This is a genomic window from Curtobacterium sp. MCPF17_001, assembly GCF_003234615.1.
Lineage (GTDB): Bacteria > Actinomycetota > Actinomycetes > Actinomycetales > Microbacteriaceae > Curtobacterium.
In genome coordinates this window covers 20,124-36,980 of record NZ_QKSL01000008.1, presented here as the reverse complement: position 1 = coordinate 36,980, position 16,857 = coordinate 20,124, and the positions used below count along the sequence as shown (strand labels likewise).

Sequence of the window (16,857 nt, the reverse complement as noted above, 5' to 3'; positions counted from 1 at the left end):
TGTGCGCGGGAGAACCGGCGCGAACTGTCGCTTTCGCGTCTGGGACCGGCCCCGCGGCACGCCGCCGTGCGCGCAGGCAGGGCGCGCAGGCAGGGGCAGGGCGTGCAGGCAGGGCGCGCACGACGGACGCATGACCGCACCGGTCTTGGCGTCGTCGGGCCGGTAGTACCCGCCGATGTCCGCCGGGTGGCCCTGCACCGCGACGAGCTCGTCGACGATGGTCTCTTCCTGGTCGGCGAGGGTCGTCGCGAGGCCCTGGAACGCCGCGGCGAGCTCGGTGTCCTCGGTCTGCGCGGCGAGCTCCTCGGCCCAGTACTTCGCCAGGTAGAAGTGGCTGCCACGGTTGTCGATCGAGCCGAGCTTGCGGCCGGGCGACTTGTCCTCGTCGAGGAAGGTCCCGGTGGCGCGGTCGAGCGTGTCCGCCAGCACCTTCGCGCGGGCGTTGCCGGTCACACCGGCCAGGTGCTCGAGGCTGACCGCGAGGGCCAGGAACTCGCCCAGGCTGTCCCAGCGCAGGTAGTTCTGCTGCACGAGCTGCTGCACGTGCTTCGGCGCGGAGCCGCCGGCACCGGTCTCGAACAGGCCGCCGCCGCCGAGGAGCGGGACGACGGAGAGCATCTTCGCCGAGGTGCCGAGTTCCATGATGGGGAACAGGTCGGTCAGGTAGTCGCGCAGGACGTTGCCCGTGACCGAGATGGTGTCCTCACCACGCCGGATGCGGTCGAGCGAGAAACGCATGGCGTCTTCCGGCGACAGGATCTCGATCTGCAGCCCGTCGGTGTCGTGCTCCTGCAGGTACGTGCGGACCAGGCCGATCAGGACGGCGTCGTGCGACCGGGTCTCGTCCAGCCAGAAGACGGCGGGCGTCGCGCTGGCGCGGGCACGGGTGACGGCGAGCTTCACCCAGTCGCGGATCGCGATGTCCTTCGTCTGGCAGGCGCGCCAGATGTCGCCCTGCTCGACGTCGTGCTCGAGGACGGTCTCCCCGGCGGCGTTCGTGACGCGGACGACGCCGTCGCCCGGCAGCTCGAAGGTCTTGTCGTGGGAGCCGTACTCCTCGGCCTTCAGCGCCATGAGTCCGACGTTCGGCACCGAGCCCATGGTCGCGGGGTCGAAGGCGCCGTGGGCACGGCAGTCCTCGATGACGGCCTGGTAGATGCCGGCGTAGCTGGAGTCCGGGATGACCGCGACGGTGTCGTGTTCGTCGCCGTCCGGGCCCCACATGTGCCCGGAGGTGCGGATCATCGCGGGCATCGAGGCGTCCACGATGACGTCGCTCGGGACGTGCAGGTTCGTGATGCCCTTGTCCGAGTCGACCATGGCCAGGTCCGGGCCGGCGTCGATGCCGTCCTGGAACGCCTGCTTGATCTCGGCACCGTTCGGCAGCGCGTCGAGCCCGGCGAGGACCGAGCCGAGGCCGTCGTTCGGCGTGAGCCCGGCGGCGGCGAGGTCGGCTCCGTAGCGCGCGAACACGTCGGGGAAGAACGCCCGGATGACGTGCCCGAAGATGATCGGGTCGGAGACCTTCATCATCGTGGCCTTGAGGTGGACGGAGAACAGGATGCCCTCGTCCGCCGCGCGCTGGATCTGCTTGCGGAGGAACTGCTCGAGCGCGGCGACGTGCAGCACGGTGCCGTCGACGACCTCACCGGCGACGACGGGGATCGACTGCTTGAGCACCTGCTCGCTGCCGTCCTGCCCGACGAAGGTGATCGTCAGGGTGTCGTCGGCCGGGGCGACCCAGGTCTTCTCGTTGGAGCGGAAGTCGTCGACGCCCATGGTCACGACGTTCGTCTTGGAGTCCGAGCTCCACTTGCCCATGCGGTGCGGGTGCTTGCGGGCGTAGTTCTTCACGGACAGCGGCGCGCGGCGGTCCGAGTTGCCTTCGCGCAGGACCGGGTTGACGGCGCTGCCCTTGACGCGGTCGTAGCGGGCCCGGACGTCGCGCTCGTCGTCCGTGCTCGGCTCGTCGGGGTAGTCCGGCAGGTCGTAGCCCTGCGACTGCAGCTCGGCGATCGCGACCTTGAGCTGCGGGATCGAGGCCGAGATGTTCGGCAGCTTGATGATGTTCGCCTCGGGCGTCCCGGCGAGCTCGCCGAGCTCTGCCAGGGCGTCGTCCAGGCGCTGCTCAGCACTGAGCCGCTCCGGGAACAGGGCGATGATCCGGCCCGAGAGCGAGATGTCGCGGGTCTCGACCTCGACGCCCGCGGTCTTCGCGAAGGACGCGATGACCGGCAGGAAGGAGTGGGTGGCGAGGAACGGGGCCTCGTCGGTGAGCGTGTAGATGATCTTGGCCATGCTGGCGGGTACTCCCTTGTTCGCGCGGTCCGTGCCCCCCACGCTACTCGCGGCGTGAGATGTCTCGACATCAAGATACCCGTCCTGTGGAGGAGCACCAGTGCCGACCGCACCTGTGGAGGAAGGGCACAGCCCCGCAGGGCTCCGGGGCTCAGACCGTCAGGCGGAACACCCGGAGACCGGCGGCCCGCAGGCCTGCCGTCCCGAGCCGTGTGCGCAGGTTCCGGAACGGTCGGCGGAACCCCGACTCCGCCGTGGCCACACCGAGCTGGTGCAGGACCTCCGCCGTCAGGGCGTGTTCGAGCTTCGGTGCGAGCCTGGTGACCCGCGAGACGGTGATGACGATGCGGACCGCGCCCGGGCGGAGCAGGGGCTCGAGCAACTCGGCGGCCTCCTGCGCACGGTGGAACGCGGGGTCATCGCCGGGCCGGCGGATGGCGATGACGGCGAGTTCGGCACTGCCGCTCCCGTCCACCTCGGGCACGTCGTCGACACCGACGACGCGCATCCGTGTCGCGTCGACCCCGGCACGGACGGCAGCCGCCCGCAGGACGGGGAGCAGGTCCTGGGTACCGGCGAGCACGACCTCCGCCGACCGCAGGTCGATGGGTTCGTGCCGCTCCCGCGGCGATCGGGCCATGAGGGGTCCTCTCCGTCGCTTGCCTCGACCCTACTGATCCACAGCCGGGAGGCCCGGATCCGGTCGCTCTCCGCACTCCCCGCCGCAGATGGCCGCGGAACGAGGGGCTGTACAACCGGACAGCTTGGTGCAGAATGGGCTCCGGCCATGACTCCCCCAGATGCAGACCACCCCAGCAGCACGCCCGTCGTGCACCTGACGCGTCGCGCTGCCCTGGCGGCGGAGCGGGCCGAGCAGACCGCCGCGACGAAGCCGCGCCTGCGCGCTGCGCGACCGGCAGCCGTCCCGGACGTCGCGACCCCGAACGTCACCACCCCGGTCGTCGCGGTCCCGGTCGTCACGCCCCCGCCCGTCACGCACGCCGACACCCGTGTCCGCCGGGTCCCGCGGCGGGCTGTCGCGATCGCCAGCACGACGACGGTCGGCACGGGCACCGCGGGCACCACGACTGCCGTCAGCCGCCGACGCGGAGCCCGCGCCAGCCGGCTCACCCTGACGAGCGCCGCCGCCGCCCTCGCCATGTTCGGTGCCGCCGCGATGCCCGCCCACGCCGGCACCGGGGGGTCCTCGGCGATCGCGACCCTCGCCCCCGCGGTGAGCACCCAGGACTTCGCCGTCACCCAGGTGGCGCTCCCGAGCACCTCGCGCGACGGCTTCACGGTCGGCGGCGGTGTCGCGTCGGCGGACGCCGGCGCCGTGGTGGCCGGTGAGACGGTGACCTACGGCGGCGCGATCCGATCCCCGTTCCCGGGCCCGGTCCGGATGAGTTCGGGCTTCGGGTACCGCACCGCCCCGTGCGGCGCGTGCTCGTCCCTGCACCAGGGGCTCGACTTCAACCCGGGCATGGGCGCTCCGATCGGTGCCGTCGCCGCGGGCACCGTCCGGGTCTCGGGGATCTACTTCTCGTACGGCGAGACCGTCATCATCGACCACCAGGTGGACGGCCGGAAGGTCTCGACCCTGTACGGCCACATGATCCCCGGGTCGTCGCCCCTGCAGGTCGGCGACCGCGTGGAGCCCGGCCAGTTCATCGGCAGCGTCGGGTCCTCCGGTGTCTCGACCGGAGCCCACCTGCACCTCGAGGTCCTGATGGACGGCACCCTGCCGGTCGACCCGGCCGCCTGGCTCGCCGCCCACACCGGCCGCGCACTCTAGCGAGCCGGTCTCCGAACCGGTGCCGGGCCTCCCGTCCGGTACCGGAGGGACGCACACGTAGCCTTGGCACATGGGTATCGACGTCCGCAACGAGATCCGCGACTTCCTGTCCAGCCGTCGAGCCCGGCTCACCCCGGACCAGGCCGGCATGCCGGCCTTCGGCGGGGGCACCCGGCGCGTCCCGGGACTCCGACGACACGAGGTCGCGATGCTCGCCGGCGTCAGCGTCGACTACTACACACGGCTCGAACGAGGCACCCTGAAGGGCGTCTCCGAGGGTGTGCTCGACGGGCTCGCCACGGCGCTCCAGCTGGACGAGACAGAGCGGGCGCACCTGGCGGACCTCGCCCACCTGGCGAACGCCGGTGTGAAGACCACCCACCGTCCGGTGCCGACGTCGGTGCGCCCGGCGGTGCAGCGACTGCTCGACGCGATCACCGGCGCCCCGGCGTGGGTGCGCAACGAGCGGCTGGACATCGTCGCCGCGAACACCCTCGGCCATGCGCTCTACGCCCCCGTCTTCGCCGGCGCCGGACGTCCGGTGAACACGGCGCGCTTCGCGTTCCTCGACCCCGCCGCCCGCGACTTCTTCCCCCGCTGGGAGCAGACCGCCCGCGACGCCGTGGCCGTCCTCCGCACCACGGCGGCATCGAACCCGTGCGAGCCCGGGCTGATGACACTGGTCAGCGAGCTCTCGGCGAAGAGCGAGGAGTTCCGCACCTGGTGGGCCGAGCACGACGTCCACGTGCACCGCTCGGGCCGGAAGCACCTGCACCACCCGATCGTCGGTGACCTCGAGCTGACGTTCGAGGCGCTCGACCTGGTGGCCGACCCCGGGCTGACGGTGTTCACGTACGGCGCCGACGCCGGGTCGGAGTCCGAGCGGTCCCTGTCGCTCCTCGGCACCTGGGCCGCCACCGAGCTGGCGGAGCAGCGGGCCGCTGTGCGGTCGCCAGAGTCGGTCGACCAGGTCGACTGAGACCGGTCGCGACAGACCGGGACCGGGTGCCGACGTCGTCACCGCCGTAGGCTGACGGCGTGACGAGGACTGCGGACGGACCGGCCGGTGACGCCGAGCACGGCAGGGCCGACCGCACCGCCGACAGTGCGTCCCGTCACCGCCGGCCGGAGCCGGTCTTCGAGCGGGCGATCCGGGTGGCGCTCGGGCAGGCCCGCACGGTCCTCCACGTCCGAGCCGGTGCGGAGGCGAGCGCAGATGTGGGCGCGGGTGCCGGGGCGTACGAGCCGCGCGACCGGGATCTGACCGCCGTCGAGCCTCCCGACGAGGCCCTGCCCTTCGCCGACGACGCGTTCGACGCTGCCTCGTCGGCCTTCACACTGCCCGTGTGGCCCGACCTGGAACGGGGTCTCGCCGAGGTCCGTCGGGTCACCCGTGGGCCGGTCGTCCTGCTCACCCGCGACCCGGCCCGCATCGAGGACCACTGGCTCGCCGACTACGCCCCGGACGTCCTGGCACGCGAGGCCGGGCGCTGGCCGACGCTCGACCGGATCGTCGACGCCCTCGGTGGAGCGGTCACGACGACGCGCGTGCCGATCCCCTTCACGTGCGTCGACGGGTTCTCCGAGGCGTACTACGCCCGGCCGGAACGACTGCTCGACGCCAGCGCGCGCCGGGCCGACCCGGCGTGGGCCTCGGTCGACGAGATGACCGCAGCCCGCTCGGTCGCCGCCCTCCGCACCGCGATCGAGGACGGCTCGTGGGACGCCCGGTACGGCCGGCTCCGCGTGCAGCCCTCGTACGAGGGCTCGCTGGTGCTCGTCGTCGCCGAACCGTAGGGTGCTGCTGTGAGCAACCGTTCCGAGGAGGTCGTCGGCGCCTGCGCCGACATCAGGGCCTGACGCCCCTGCCGTGTCATCGACACGGCGTCGTCGTCGACCCCTCCAGAACGAACGCACCTGAGACGCACACTGCTGCGCCGGTGCCAGAACGACAGGCTCACCATGCTCCCCGTCACCATCGAGGCCCTCCGCGCCTCCTTCGTCAACGCCTCCCGCCGAGAGCTCACCGACATGACCGTCCCCGACCTCGAGACGGTCGACTGGGACGGCCTGACCTACCTCGGCTGGCGGGACCCCAAGACCTCCCGCCGCGCCTACGCCGTCGTCCCGACGCTCGACGGCGCCCTGGTCGGCATCGTCCTCCGGCAGGCCGAAGCGTCGCCACGCTCCCGTGCCCAGTGCTCGTGGTGTCAGGACGTGAAGCTGCCGAACGACGTCGTCTTCTACTCGGCCAAGCGCTCCGGTCCGGCGGGCCGGAAGGGCGACACCGTCGGCACGCTGGTCTGCCAGGACTTCCAGTGCTCGCGGAACGTCCGGAAGACCCCACCGCCGGCGTACGAGGGCTACGACGTCGACGCCGCGCGACTCCGGCGCATCGAGGACCTGCAGCTCCGCGTCGCGGGCTTCGCCACCGAGGTCTGAACCGGGACCTGACCGCTCAGGGACGGACGGGAGGCGCGGTGCCGGCCCGCACCGCGCCTGCCGTCCGGTCAGTGCGGCACCGGCGGGTTGTCGAACGCGATGCGGAGCGTTGCGATCCGCCACACCTCGTCGGCCACGTTGAGCGTGAAGGTGGCCGTGCCCGTGGCGACGATGACCGGCGTGGTGCCGTCGACGGCGATCAGCGTCAGGAGGGCGGTCGCCCGACTGGTCCCGTCCACGCCGCCCGTGATGACGGTGTTCGTGAGCAGGTCCCGCTGCTGGACACGCGGCCCGTCCGGTGGTGCGGAAGCGAAACCGATGATGGCGTCCCGCCCGCGGATCGGGCCCATGACGACCTGGTCCCTGACGGCGAAGGACCACTCGGCGTCGTCCCGGTGCACGGCGGCGAGGGCGTCGAGGTCGTGCGCATCGAGGGCCGAGCCGTACTGCGCGATGACCTGCTGGATCTCGTGGGTGGCGGCGCTCATGCGACGGTGAGCACGATCTTGCCTTCGAGGTGGCCTGCGGCGGCCCGCTCGTGCGCGAGCTGCGCGTCGGCCAGGGTGAAGGTGCTGTCGATCGCGACCCGCACGACCCCCGTCTCGAGGAGTTCGGCGAGCTGGGCGAGCTGGACACCGCTCGCGCGCACCTGGGTGCTCGAGACCGACACCTCCGCGGCCGCGGCCTGCTCGGGGTCGACGGGACCGGAGAAGACCGGGAAGAGCGCACCACCGCGCGTGACGTTCGCGAGGAACCGACCGGTGTCCGGTCCGCCGACGCTGTCGAGGACGAGGTCGAACTCCGCACCGGATTCCTCGGGGGGCGTCACCGTGTAGTCGAGGACCTCGTCCGCTCCGAGTTCCTCGAGGAACTGTCGGTGCGCTCCCGAAGCGACCGCGACGACGTGCGCGCCCTTCCACTTCGCGAGCTGGACGCCGATGTGGCCCACACCGCCAGCGGCACCGTTGACCAGGACCCGGGTCCCCTCGTGCAGCGGCACCGGGCGGTGCAGCTCCGCTCGGAACGGCGGCACGGTGTCGTGCCCGAGCTCGATGAGGAACTGCCAGGCCGTCAGCCCCGCCATCGGCGCCGCGGCCGCGTGGACGTGGTCGATGCTCGCCGGCTTGTGCGCCAGGTCGGTCACCGGTGCCGCGACGTACTCCGCGTACGCGTTCGCCGGGGCGTCCGGGAAGCGGATCAGGCCGAAGACCTCGTCGCCGGGCACGAAGTCCGTGACGTCGGGGGCGACCGCTTCGACCACGCCCGATATGTCCGAGCCGAGGATCAGGGGGTAGGCGAGGACGGGTCGCCACTCCGGCGGCAGGATCGTCATGCCGTCCCGCATGTACCAGTCCGGTGGGTTGAGCCCGATGGCGTGGACCCGGACGAGCACCTCGCCCGCCTGCGGCTCCGGTCGGGTCACCTGCTCGTACCGCAGGACCTCCGGTCCGCCCGGGGTGTGGACCTGGACTGCGTGCATCATCAACTCGGTCATCGTGTCTGCCTGTCGGTCATCTAGACTGGACCAAAGTGGACCAGTGGTCCGAATATATGGACCAGTGATCCAGATAGCAAACGAGGTGCCCGGATGCGAGCAGACGCACGCAAGAACCACGACTCCCTGGTGGACGCGGCCGCCGCCGTCTTCGCAGAGGACGGTGCCGACGCGTCCCTCCGCGTCATCGCCCGTCGTGCCGACGTCGGCCTGGCGACGCTCCTCCGGAACTTCCCGACCCGGGACGCCCTGCTCGAGGTGCTGCTCCGCACCGGCTTCACGGAACTGGCTGAACACGGACGCGCCCTGATGACGGCCGACGACCCCCGCGCTGCGCTGCTCACCTGGGTCCGGGAGTTCGTCAGGAGCGCCGACGTCTACCGCGGCGTCATCGACGTGATGGCGTCGGCGATCGACGACCCGGAGTCAGCCCTGCATGCCGCGTGCGTCGAGATGCGGGCGTCGGGCGCGGAGCTGCTCGCACGCGCGCAGCAGGCCGGGGTCGCTCGGTCCGACCTGGACGGCGACGACCTGTTCATCCTCGCCGCCGGCTTCGCGTGGACGCGCAGCCAGGCCTCCGCACCCGCTCGCCGCGAGCACGTCCTCGACGTGCAGCTCACGTCGCTCGGGACCTGATCGCGGCCCCTCGGGTCCGACGACGTCACCGTCGTGAGTGACGACGGACGGGAGGCCCGGTGCCAACTGGCACCGGGCCTCCCGTCCGACCGGTGGTCGCGTCAGCGACCGATGCTGGACATGTCCGGGTAGCGGTCGCCGGTCGGCAGCGGCAGCGACGTCAGGCGCTCGACCTGCTCGGCCGTGAGGGTGACCTCCGCACCGCCGACGTTCTCCTCGAGGCGCGTGACGCGCTTCGTGCCGGGGATCGGGACGATGTCGTCGCCCTGGGCGAGCAGCCAGGCGAGCGCGACCTGCGCCGGGGTGCCGCCGACCTCGTCCGCGATGCCCTTCACGACGTCGACGATCTTCATGTTCGCCGCGAAGGCCTCCTGCTGGAAGCGCGGGTTCGCGGAGCGGAAGTCGTCCTCACCCAGGTCGGACGGCTTCGTGATGGCTCCGGTGAGGAACCCACGGCCGAGCGGCGAGTACGGCACCAGGCCGATGCCGAGCTCACGGAGGGTGTCGAGCACGTCACCCTCGGGGTCACGCGTCCACAGCGAGTACTCGCTCTGCAGGGCCGTGATCGGGTGGACGGCGTGGGCCTTCCGGATCGTGGCGGCGCTGGCCTCGGAGAGACCGATGTGGCGGATCTTGCCCTCCTGCACGAAGCCGGCGAGCTGCCCGATGACGTCCTCGATCGGCACGGCCGTGTCGACGCGGTGCTGGTAGTAGAGGTCGATGTGGTCGGTGCCGAGCCGGCGGAGCGAGCCCTCGAGCGCGACACGGACGGACTCCGGCGCGCTGGAGATCGCGCGGGTCTGGGTCGGCGTCTGCTCGTCGGCCTCGTGGTGGTACAGGCCGAACTTGGTGGCGATGACGACCTCGTCGCGGCGGCCGCGCAGGGCCTCGGCGAGGAGTTCCTCGTTCGTGTACGGGCCGTACGCCTCGGCGGTGTCGAAGAGCGTGACGCCGAGGTCGATGGCGCGGTGGATGGTGCGGATGGACTCGGCGTCGTCCGAGCCGGCACCCGAGTAGAAGGCGCTCATGCCCATGGTGCCGAGGCCGATCGAGCCGACCTGGAGGTCGGCGAGCTTGCGTGTCTGCATGCGTGGTCCTTTCGTTCGCAGTCCCGGTGTACTCGCCTGCATCCGGTCGGAGGGAGGCACTGGCCGTGCCCGCCTGACGGGAATGCACGGCAGCGGCGCCCGCGCACGACACCACGAACGCCGACGGACCCGGTCTGCGCGATGTGCGCGGTACCGGGTCCGTCGGGTGGTGCGAGCTGGTCGTCAGTGCTTGCGGAAGTACGCGTTCGACGCCGGCAGGAACATCAGCACGGTGGCGACGATGACCAGGATCAACGTGATCGTCCCGAAGACCGAGAAGGCGGCGAAGATGCCGAGCAGCTGCAGGATCGCCAGGACGAGCAGCACGATGCGGGCCCAGTTCCGGCCGTCACGCATCTTGAAGACGATGAAGAGCTCGACGAGTGCGATGACGATCGCGATGACCGCGCCGACCGTCAGCCCCGCGCGCATGGTCGTGTCGTCCGTCTGTGATCCGACACCGATGACGTTGACGATGCCGCCGATGATGCCGACGACGACGACGATCAGCCAGAGGATGAACGAGACGGTGACCGTGGTCGGACGACCGGTCGCGGAGGTGGTGCTCATGTGGGCGTTCCCTTCGTGGCTCGGTGAGCCGTTTGCACTTGTGAACCTGAACGTAGTCTCCGAACGCACCGCTGTCCGTTTCGCGACGTGGTCGGATCGTCCCCGTGAACCTGACCTTCCGGCTCCTGTTGCTGACCCTGCGCGTGCGCCTGTCCCCGCGTCGCCGGCTGTCGCTGTGGGACGAGTCGCGGACCCCGTTCCGCGTGACGCTCACGGACCTGGACCCGCTCCGGCACGTGAACAACGGCAAGTACCTGTCACTGCTCGACCTCGGCCGCTTCGAACTGATGCTCCGGTCGGGCGCCTGGCGCACCTTCGGTGAGCACGGGTGGTACCCGGTCGTCGCCGCGCAGACGATCACCTACAAGCGGTCGCTGACGCTCGGGCAGCGCTTCGAGTTGCGGTCGCGGGTGCTCGGTGTGGACGAGCGGGCCGTGTACATGGAGCAGACCTTCGTCCGCCACGGGGACGTCGTCGCCCGGGCCGTCGTGCAGGCCCGGTTCCTCCGTCGGACGGGAGGCACGGTGCAGCCCGACGAGCTGCTCGCGGCGGTCGGTGGGTCACCCCGCGACCTGACCCTGCCGGGCTGGGTGACGGCGTGGGCCGACGCCGTGCGGGTCAGCGGCGCCGGGAGGGCCTGAGTCCTACGATCGGGCCATGGAGATCGAGCCGTTCGTCGTCGCCGACGCCGCTGCCTGGCGCGCCTGGTTGGACGGGCACGAGGACCTGTCCGACGGCGTGTGGCTGGTCCTCGCGAAGAAGGGTACGACGAGCCCGACGAGCCTGACGTACGCGCAGGCCCTCGACGAGGCGCTCTGCTCGGGGTGGATCGACGGGTCCAAGCGCGGGCTCGACGCGGCCACGTTCCTCCAGCGGTTCACCCCGCGCCGGAAGGCGTCGCTGTGGTCGCAGCGGAACGTCGGGCTGGTCGCGGGGCTGGTCGCGGCCGGACGGATGCGGTCCCGGGGGCAGGCGGAGATCGACCGGGCGGAGGCCGACGGTCGGTGGGACCGGGCGTACGCGGGTGCGGCGACCGCCGAGGTGCCCACCGACCTCCGTGCAGCGCTCGACACCGCATCGACCGCCGCCGCCCTGTTCGCGGAGCTCGACGCGACGAACCGGTACGCCGTCGTGCACCGTGTGGTGACCGCTCCGAGTCCGACGGCGCGGGCGAACCGGGTGGCGAAGCTGGTCGGGATGCTGGAGCGCGGCGAGACGCCGTACCCCCGTGCCCGGGCGGACCCTCAGGAACGTGGTGCCAGGCAGGCGTAGACCGGGTGGATGACCACTGGCACTGACACCACGAACCGTCCGGCCGCATCTTCCGGCACCTTCCGCATCGGCGGGGACCTCGAGGTCAACCGCCTCGGCTACGGCACCATGCAGCTCACCGGCCCCGGCGTGTGGGGACCGCCGAAGGACCACGACGAGGCGATCCGCGTCCTCAAGCGCGCCGTCGAGCTCGGGGTGAACTTCTTCGACACCGCCGACTCCTACGGCCCCTACGTCGCCGAGGAGCTCCTCAAGGAGGCGCTGCACCCCTACGGCGACGACGTCGTCATCGCGACCAAGGCCGGCCTGACCCGCACCGGCCCGAACGAGTGGCCGCCGGTCGGCCGCCCGGAGTACCTGCGCCAGGAGGCCGAGATGAGCCTCCGCCGCCTGGGCCTGGAGCGCATCGACCTGTTCCAGCTGCACCGCATCGACCCGAAGGTCCCGCTCGAGGACCAGATCGGTGAACTCAAGAAGCTGCAGGACGAGGGCAAGATCCGCCACATCGGGCTGTCCGAGGTCTCCGTCGACGACGTGAAGGCCGCGCAGGAGATCGCCACGATCGTCTCCGTGCAGAACCTCTACAACCTCACCGACCGGTCGGCCGAGGAGCTCCTCGACTGGTCCGAGCAGCAGGGCATCGGGTTCATCCCGTGGTTCCCGCTCGCGACCGGCGGCCTGACCGGCGAGGACTCGCCCCTCACCGAGCTCGCGAAGCAGAAGAACGCCACCCCCGCGCAGGTCGCGCTCGCGTGGCTGCTCAAGCGCTCGCCCGTCATGCTGCCGATCCCGGGCACGTCGAGCGTCGACCACCTCGAGGACAACCTCCAGGGCGCGACGATCGAGCTCAGCGACGACGAGTTCCAGGAGCTGTCGAAGCTGCACAGCTGACGCAGTTCCGATCCGACCGACCTCGCGAGCTCGGTCGGCGCTGGCGCCGTGTGCCGCTGGCGCGTCACTCGGAACGAGCGCGCGGGAGGCTCCCCACCGGTCCGGTGGGGAGCCTCCCGTCATCCGTTCGGATGATCTCCGCACGGCTGCTTGCCGACCCATACCGAGTATGTGCATACTCGGTATGCCCGAGGGGAAGTGCTCCGACGGGTCGAGGGGGAACGATGAGCGTTCGCATGGGCGTACTCGCACTGCTGGTGGCCGAGCCGGGTTACGGCTACCAGCTCCGGGGGGAGTTCGAGCACCGCACGGGGGGCAGCTGGCCGCTGAACATCGGCCAGGTCTACACGACGCTCGACCGGTTGGAACGCGACGGCCTCGTGGCCCGCGGTGACGCCGACGACGACGGGCACGTCGTCTACACGGCGACCGACGCCGGGCGCGAGGCCGTCGACCGCTGGTTCAACGAGCCGGTCGCCACCAAGCGCGGTCGCGACGAGCTGGCGATCAAGTTCGCGATCGCGGTCACCGTGCCCGGCGTCGACGTCCGACACCTGGTGCAGGTGCAGCGGACCGCGGCGCTCCGGGCACTGCAGGACCTGACCCGGTTGAAGCGCACCACGGACCCGGCGACGGAACTGGCATGGTCACTCGTGCTCGAGTCGATGGTGTTCCAGGCGGAGTCCGAGGTCCGGTGGCTCGACCACGTCGAGTCGAGCGTCGCGCGGTACCAGCCGGCGCCCCGAGCCACGATCGACACCCCCGACGACGAGGACGCCTACGGCAGCGAGCCGACCGGCCGCCGTGGCACGGGAGTCGTCCGATGAGCACCGCACCGCTGCTGGAACTCGACGCCGTCGCCGTGCAGTACGGCAGCGGCAGGCAGGCTGTGACCGCCCTGGCTGGTGTCGACCTGACGATCCGACCGGGCGAGATGGTCGCCGTCATGGGCACCTCCGGCTCGGGCAAGTCGACACTGCTGTCCGTCGCCGGCACGCTGATGCCCCCGACGAGTGGCGAGGTCCGCATCGACGGCGAATGGGTGTCCGACCGCCCCGCACGCGAACTCGCAGCGCTGCGGCGACGGGTGCTCGGGTTCGTGTTCCAGGACTTCAACCTCATCCCCTCGCTGACCGCGGTCGAGAACGTGGCGCTGCCGCTGGAGCTCGACGGCTGGCGGACCGGGCGTGCACGGAAGGCCGCGGAGCTCGCGCTCGAGAGCGTCGAACTCGGACACCGTCTGGACGCCTGGCCGGACGACCTCTCCGGCGGCCAGCGACAGCGCATCGCCATCGCCCGCGGGGTCGTCGGGGACCGCAAGCTCGTCCTCGCCGACGAGCCGACCGGTGCCCTCGACTCGCAGACCGGCGAGGTCGTCCTCCGCATGCTCCGTCGGCACGTCGACTCCGGCGCCGGCGCACTGCTCGTCACGCACGACGCCCGGCACGCCGCGTGGGCGGACCGCATCGTGTTCCTCCGCGACGGCCGGATCGTCGACGAGTCGTCGTACGCCGGCGTCGAGCTGGCCCTGACCGACGTGCAGGAGCGACCGTGAGCGAGCGGCCCCGGCGGGACACGCACCGTCCGACGATCCGCAGCCGCTCCCCGTTCGCCGTCCGCCCGGCACTGCTGCTGGCCCGACGTCTGGCGTTCGCCCGGCCCGGGCGTGCGGTGCTCGTCGCGGCACTCATCGGCTTGCCGATCGCCGGCCTGGCCGCGGGCGGGGTGCTCATCGCGTCGAGCACGCAGAGCACCGAGGACCGGTTGACCGTCGAACTCGGGCAGTCCGCGGCGATGCTCGAGGCGAACGGCCCGGACATCGCCGGCATGCGGCAGGACCCGGTGGACCGGTACACGTCGACCATCGCGAAGAAGAGCCCGCTGCAGCGGTACTACGACCGTCCGGACACCTCCGACGCCGACGCCAGCGCCTTCCCGACACCCGACCTGCTCGGCTCCGTGCCCGACGGTGCCGCGTCGATCCCGGTCCGGCAGGGCACCGCCGTCGTCAGCGGCCCCCGCGTCCCCGTCACGGTCAACGCCGTCGAGGGCCAGACCTGGGCGGGCGCACTGCAGGGCCACTGGGAACGCATCGACGGCGGCGTCCCGCGATCCGGCAACGAGGTCCTCGTCACCCCGGCGACGCTCGACCGACTGCACATCGCGATCGGCCAGACGCTCGAGCTCAACGACCCGGTCCAGCGGCAGGTCACCGTCGTGGGGACGCTCCGCGACCTGGGGCAGCCCACGTCGAGCCTCGGGGTGTTCGGAGAGTGGGGCGCACTCGGACTCGAGGACGACACGACCGCGCAGGTGTTCCTGCCCGACCGCAGCGTCACGTGGCCCGAGATCCAGCGGTACAACGACCACGGGATCCTCGTCGAGTCGCGGGCAGTCGTGCTCGACCCACCCTTCCCGAGCGCGAGCACGCGCGGCTCCGGTTCCCTCATCAGCTACGGGTACGTCGGTCTGGCCGGGGTGTTCGCCCTCTTCGAGGTCGGGCTGCTCGCGGCGGCCGCGTTCCTGGTCAGCTCCCGCGCCGACACCCGGACCCACGCGGTGCTCGCCAGCGTGGGCGGGGACCGGCGCTTCCTGTTCACCGTGGTGTCCTCGTCCGGGCTCGTGCTCGGTGCCGTGGGGGCCGTCGTCGGCAGCGCGCTCGGCATCGTCGGCGGTGTCGTCGCGTTCCACCTGCTCGACTCCGGCGACCGCGCGCAGTACCCCGGCGTCCACCTGCCCTGGCTGGTGCTGCTCGTCGTCCTGGTCCTCGGGGTCCTGGCCGGCTGGGCCGCGTCGCTCGTCGCCGCCCGGAGCGCCAGCCGGGTCGACGTGGACAGCGCCCTCCGTGGTGCGACCCGCCCCGCCCCGGTGTCGCGTCGACGACGGGCCGCGGCGGCCGGACCGGTGCTCGCCGTCGTCGGCATCGTGATGACCCTGGCCTGCGGCATCGGGGTCCTCGCCCTGAACGCCCGCCCCGTCCAGGAGGACCACCTGGCCCTCGTCGTCGGCGCCGGGGTCGCGCTCGGGCCGTGCCTGGCGCAGCTCGGCATCGTCATGGCCGCCCGTCGACTGCTCGGCGCGGTCGCCCGCGTCGGCGAACGGTTCGGCCTGCCCGCCCGGATCGCCGTGCGGGACGCCGTCCGCAACCCGGTCCGGACCGTCCCGGTGCTCGCGAGCGTGATGAGCGTCGTGTTCGTCGCGACCGTCGTCCTGACCTTCACCGCGTCGCAGTCGACCCAGAGCAACGAGCAGTACGAGTTCCGGACCGCGACGGGCGTCGGGACGACCGCGGTCACCGACGTCGACGGGGTGCCGGACGCCGACCTCACCGCGCGGGCGGTCCGCGTCGTGCGACAGGTCGTCCCGGAAGCCCACGTCCGCGTGCTCGGCGCGGGCGTCGAGAACCGCTCGGACGACGCCCCGGTGACGTTGCCGGTCGACGTGCACCGCCCCGACTGCATGAGCGCCGGCAGCGGACCCTGCGCCGGGTGGTTGGTGGGGCCGGACAGCACCAGCCCGCACGTCTTGACGGGCAGCGCCGACGACCTCGGCGTGCTGATCGGACACCGGCCCTCCCGAGCCGCCCGGGCAGCGCTCGAGCACGGTGACGCCGTCGCCGTCCGCCCCGAGTTCGTCCAGGACGGTGTCGTCCGGTTCGACACCCGCAAGGCATCGCAGTTCGCGATGTACGGGGAACAGCCGACCGGTCGGCCCCTGCACACCATGACCGTCCCGGCCGTGGTCGAGCACACCGACGAGCCGCTGCAGATCGCCGTCTTCCTCACTCCGCAGGGTGCCGCACGCCACGGCCTGGAGACCGAGCCGAACTACCTCGTCGGCAGCTTCCCGGACGGCATGTCGACGGAACGCTCCGACGCCCTCGCCGCCACCTGGCAGGCCTCCGCCGGACAGCAGGCGGACTCCTGGTACCCGTCGTTCACCGTCGAGGCCGGACCGCAGGACCCGTTCCGTCCGATCGCCCTGGTCGTCGTCCTGCTCGCCGGCATGGTCACCCTCGGGGCCACGACCGTCGCGATCGGACTGGCCCGCGCCGACGGCCGCCGCGACGACGAGGTCCTCGACGCGATCGGCGCCTCACCCGGGGTCCGTCGCCGGGTCTCCACCTGGCAGGCCGCGGTGCTGACCCTGGTCGGTTCGCTGGTCGGCGTCGCGCTGGGGGTCCTGCCGCTCCGGGCACTGACGCTGCGGTTCACCCCCACCCCGCTCGGCGTCTCGCACCTGCCGTTCGCGCCGGACCCGACCTCGCTCGTCGTGCTCGCGCTCGGCCTGCCGCTGCTGGTCACCGCCGGGGTGTGGGCCGTCGCGGGGCGTCGGCGGCGGGTGGCGGTGCGCCGGACGGCCTGACGGCG

The 16,857-nt window shown here is 71.9% G+C and carries 16 protein-coding genes and 1 pseudogene; 11 read left to right on the top strand and 6 right to left on the bottom strand.

What is annotated here, in order from left to right:
• Positions 1 to 120: 120 nt before the first annotated feature.
• Together DEJ24_RS09125 and DEJ24_RS09120 are read right to left on the bottom strand one after the other, a co-directional pair.
• Positions 121 to 2,298 (bottom strand): annotated as a pseudogene (locus tag DEJ24_RS09125) (NADP-dependent isocitrate dehydrogenase); the annotation flags it as partial.
• Between the two features lie 151 nt (positions 2,299 to 2,449).
• A complete protein-coding gene (locus DEJ24_RS09120; protein ID WP_111078360.1) occupies positions 2,450 to 2,938 on the bottom strand; it encodes a hypothetical protein in 489 nt (162 codons plus the stop codon).
• A gap of 147 nt (positions 2,939 to 3,085) precedes the next feature.
• Between DEJ24_RS09120 and DEJ24_RS09115 the strand changes: the two genes are divergently transcribed.
• The 4 genes from DEJ24_RS09115 to DEJ24_RS09100 all read left to right on the top strand — a co-directional run bounded on the left by DEJ24_RS09115 (position 3,086) and on the right by DEJ24_RS09100 (position 6,535).
• The gene (locus DEJ24_RS09115; RefSeq protein ID WP_146242501.1) at positions 3,086 to 4,093 is read left to right on the top strand and encodes a M23 family metallopeptidase; all 1,008 of its coding nucleotides are present in this window, start codon (positions 3,086 to 3,088) and stop codon (positions 4,091 to 4,093) included.
• 70 nt (positions 4,094 to 4,163) lie between these two features.
• Entirely contained in the window at positions 4,164 to 5,072 is a 909-nt protein-coding gene (locus tag DEJ24_RS09110) for a helix-turn-helix transcriptional regulator (protein WP_181436569.1), read from the top strand.
• Between the two features lie 59 nt (positions 5,073 to 5,131).
• Positions 5,132 to 5,890: a class I SAM-dependent methyltransferase gene (locus DEJ24_RS09105; RefSeq protein WP_111078358.1), complete on the top strand. Its 759-nt coding sequence runs from the start codon at positions 5,132 to 5,134 to the stop codon at positions 5,888 to 5,890.
• A 165-nt stretch (positions 5,891 to 6,055) separates the two neighbouring features.
• A complete protein-coding gene (locus DEJ24_RS09100) occupies positions 6,056 to 6,535 on the top strand; it encodes an FBP domain-containing protein (protein WP_111078357.1) in 480 nt (159 codons plus the stop codon).
• Positions 6,536 to 6,603: 68 nt separating this feature from the next.
• Here DEJ24_RS09100 and DEJ24_RS09095 read toward each other — a convergent pair whose 3' ends face one another.
• Together DEJ24_RS09095 and DEJ24_RS09090 are read right to left on the bottom strand one after the other, a co-directional pair.
• The gene (locus DEJ24_RS09095) at positions 6,604 to 7,023 is read right to left on the bottom strand and encodes a nuclear transport factor 2 family protein (RefSeq protein WP_111078356.1); all 420 of its coding nucleotides are present in this window, start codon (positions 7,021 to 7,023) and stop codon (positions 6,604 to 6,606) included.
• Complete coding sequence (locus tag DEJ24_RS09090) at positions 7,020 to 8,030, bottom strand: NADP-dependent oxidoreductase (RefSeq protein ID WP_220036706.1); 1,011 nt, start codon at positions 8,028 to 8,030, stop codon at positions 7,020 to 7,022. Before DEJ24_RS09090 ends, DEJ24_RS09095 begins: the two co-directional genes overlap by 4 nt.
• A 93-nt stretch (positions 8,031 to 8,123) precedes the next feature.
• On the opposite strand from DEJ24_RS09090, the gene DEJ24_RS09085 reads away from it, so the two are divergent.
• Positions 8,124 to 8,666 carry a TetR/AcrR family transcriptional regulator gene (locus DEJ24_RS09085; protein ID WP_111078355.1) on the top strand — a complete coding sequence of 181 codons (543 nt, stop codon included), beginning with the start codon at positions 8,124 to 8,126 and terminating at the stop codon, positions 8,664 to 8,666.
• A gap of 101 nt (positions 8,667 to 8,767) precedes the next feature.
• Here the strand turns inward: DEJ24_RS09085 and DEJ24_RS09080 are convergent, their stop codons facing one another.
• Together DEJ24_RS09080 and DEJ24_RS09075 are read right to left on the bottom strand one after the other, a co-directional pair.
• Complete coding sequence (locus tag DEJ24_RS09080; RefSeq protein WP_111078354.1) at positions 8,768 to 9,754, bottom strand: aldo/keto reductase; 987 nt, start codon at positions 9,752 to 9,754, stop codon at positions 8,768 to 8,770.
• Positions 9,755 to 9,937: 183 nt separating this feature from the next.
• Complete coding sequence (locus DEJ24_RS09075; RefSeq protein ID WP_111078353.1) at positions 9,938 to 10,324, bottom strand: hypothetical protein; 387 nt, start codon at positions 10,322 to 10,324, stop codon at positions 9,938 to 9,940.
• Positions 10,325 to 10,428: 104 nt separating this feature from the next.
• Between DEJ24_RS09075 and DEJ24_RS09070 the strand changes: the two genes are divergently transcribed.
• The 6 genes from DEJ24_RS09070 (at position 10,429) to DEJ24_RS09045 (ending at position 16,852) form a co-directional block, all read left to right on the top strand.
• Positions 10,429 to 10,965 (top strand): thioesterase family protein, encoded by a 537-nt coding sequence (locus DEJ24_RS09070; RefSeq protein ID WP_111078352.1) that lies wholly within the window; start codon positions 10,429 to 10,431, stop codon positions 10,963 to 10,965.
• A 16-nt stretch (positions 10,966 to 10,981) separates the two neighbouring features.
• A complete protein-coding gene (locus DEJ24_RS09065) occupies positions 10,982 to 11,596 on the top strand; it encodes a YdeI family protein (RefSeq protein WP_111078351.1) in 615 nt (204 codons plus the stop codon).
• A gap of 9 nt (positions 11,597 to 11,605) precedes the next feature.
• Positions 11,606 to 12,487: an aldo/keto reductase gene (locus DEJ24_RS09060; protein WP_111078350.1), complete on the top strand. Its 882-nt coding sequence runs from the start codon at positions 11,606 to 11,608 to the stop codon at positions 12,485 to 12,487.
• Positions 12,488 to 12,711: 224 nt separating this feature from the next.
• A complete protein-coding gene (locus DEJ24_RS09055; RefSeq protein WP_111078349.1) occupies positions 12,712 to 13,314 on the top strand; it encodes a PadR family transcriptional regulator in 603 nt (200 codons plus the stop codon).
• Positions 13,311 to 14,042 carry an ABC transporter ATP-binding protein gene (locus DEJ24_RS09050; RefSeq protein ID WP_111078348.1) on the top strand — a complete coding sequence of 244 codons (732 nt, stop codon included), beginning with the start codon at positions 13,311 to 13,313 and terminating at the stop codon, positions 14,040 to 14,042. The genes DEJ24_RS09055 and DEJ24_RS09050 overlap by 4 nt, the downstream gene beginning before the upstream one ends.
• Positions 14,039 to 16,852, top strand: coding sequence for an FtsX-like permease family protein (locus DEJ24_RS09045; RefSeq protein ID WP_111078347.1), 2,814 nt, complete (start codon positions 14,039 to 14,041; stop codon positions 16,850 to 16,852). Before DEJ24_RS09050 ends, DEJ24_RS09045 begins: the two co-directional genes overlap by 4 nt.
• The last annotated feature ends 5 nt before the right edge of the window (positions 16,853 to 16,857 follow it).

What these genes read in the sequence shown, in the direction of transcription:
- DEJ24_RS09120 (WP_111078360.1), bottom strand. Translation starts at nt 2,938, where the DNA reads ATGGCCCGATCGCCGCGGGAGCGGCACGAACCCATCGACCTGCGGTCG.
- DEJ24_RS09115 (WP_146242501.1), top strand. Translation starts at nt 3,086, where the DNA reads ATGACTCCCCCAGATGCAGACCACCCCAGCAGCACGCCCGTCGTGCAC.
- DEJ24_RS09110 (WP_181436569.1), top strand. Translation starts at nt 4,164, where the DNA reads ATGGGTATCGACGTCCGCAACGAGATCCGCGACTTCCTGTCCAGCCGT.
- DEJ24_RS09100 (WP_111078357.1), top strand. Translation starts at nt 6,056, where the DNA reads ATGCTCCCCGTCACCATCGAGGCCCTCCGCGCCTCCTTCGTCAACGCC.
- DEJ24_RS09095 (WP_111078356.1), bottom strand. Translation starts at nt 7,023, where the DNA reads ATGAGCGCCGCCACCCACGAGATCCAGCAGGTCATCGCGCAGTACGGC.
- DEJ24_RS09090 (WP_220036706.1), bottom strand. Translation starts at nt 8,030, where the DNA reads ATGACCGAGTTGATGATGCACGCAGTCCAGGTCCACACCCCGGGCGGA.
- DEJ24_RS09085 (WP_111078355.1), top strand. Translation starts at nt 8,124, where the DNA reads ATGCGAGCAGACGCACGCAAGAACCACGACTCCCTGGTGGACGCGGCC.
- DEJ24_RS09080 (WP_111078354.1), bottom strand. Translation starts at nt 9,754, where the DNA reads ATGCAGACACGCAAGCTCGCCGACCTCCAGGTCGGCTCGATCGGCCTC.
- DEJ24_RS09075 (WP_111078353.1), bottom strand. Translation starts at nt 10,324, where the DNA reads ATGAGCACCACCTCCGCGACCGGTCGTCCGACCACGGTCACCGTCTCG.
- DEJ24_RS09065 (WP_111078351.1), top strand. Translation starts at nt 10,982, where the DNA reads ATGGAGATCGAGCCGTTCGTCGTCGCCGACGCCGCTGCCTGGCGCGCC.
- DEJ24_RS09060 (WP_111078350.1), top strand. Translation starts at nt 11,606, where the DNA reads ATGACCACTGGCACTGACACCACGAACCGTCCGGCCGCATCTTCCGGC.
- DEJ24_RS09055 (WP_111078349.1), top strand. Translation starts at nt 12,712, where the DNA reads ATGAGCGTTCGCATGGGCGTACTCGCACTGCTGGTGGCCGAGCCGGGT.
- DEJ24_RS09050 (WP_111078348.1), top strand. Translation starts at nt 13,311, where the DNA reads ATGAGCACCGCACCGCTGCTGGAACTCGACGCCGTCGCCGTGCAGTAC.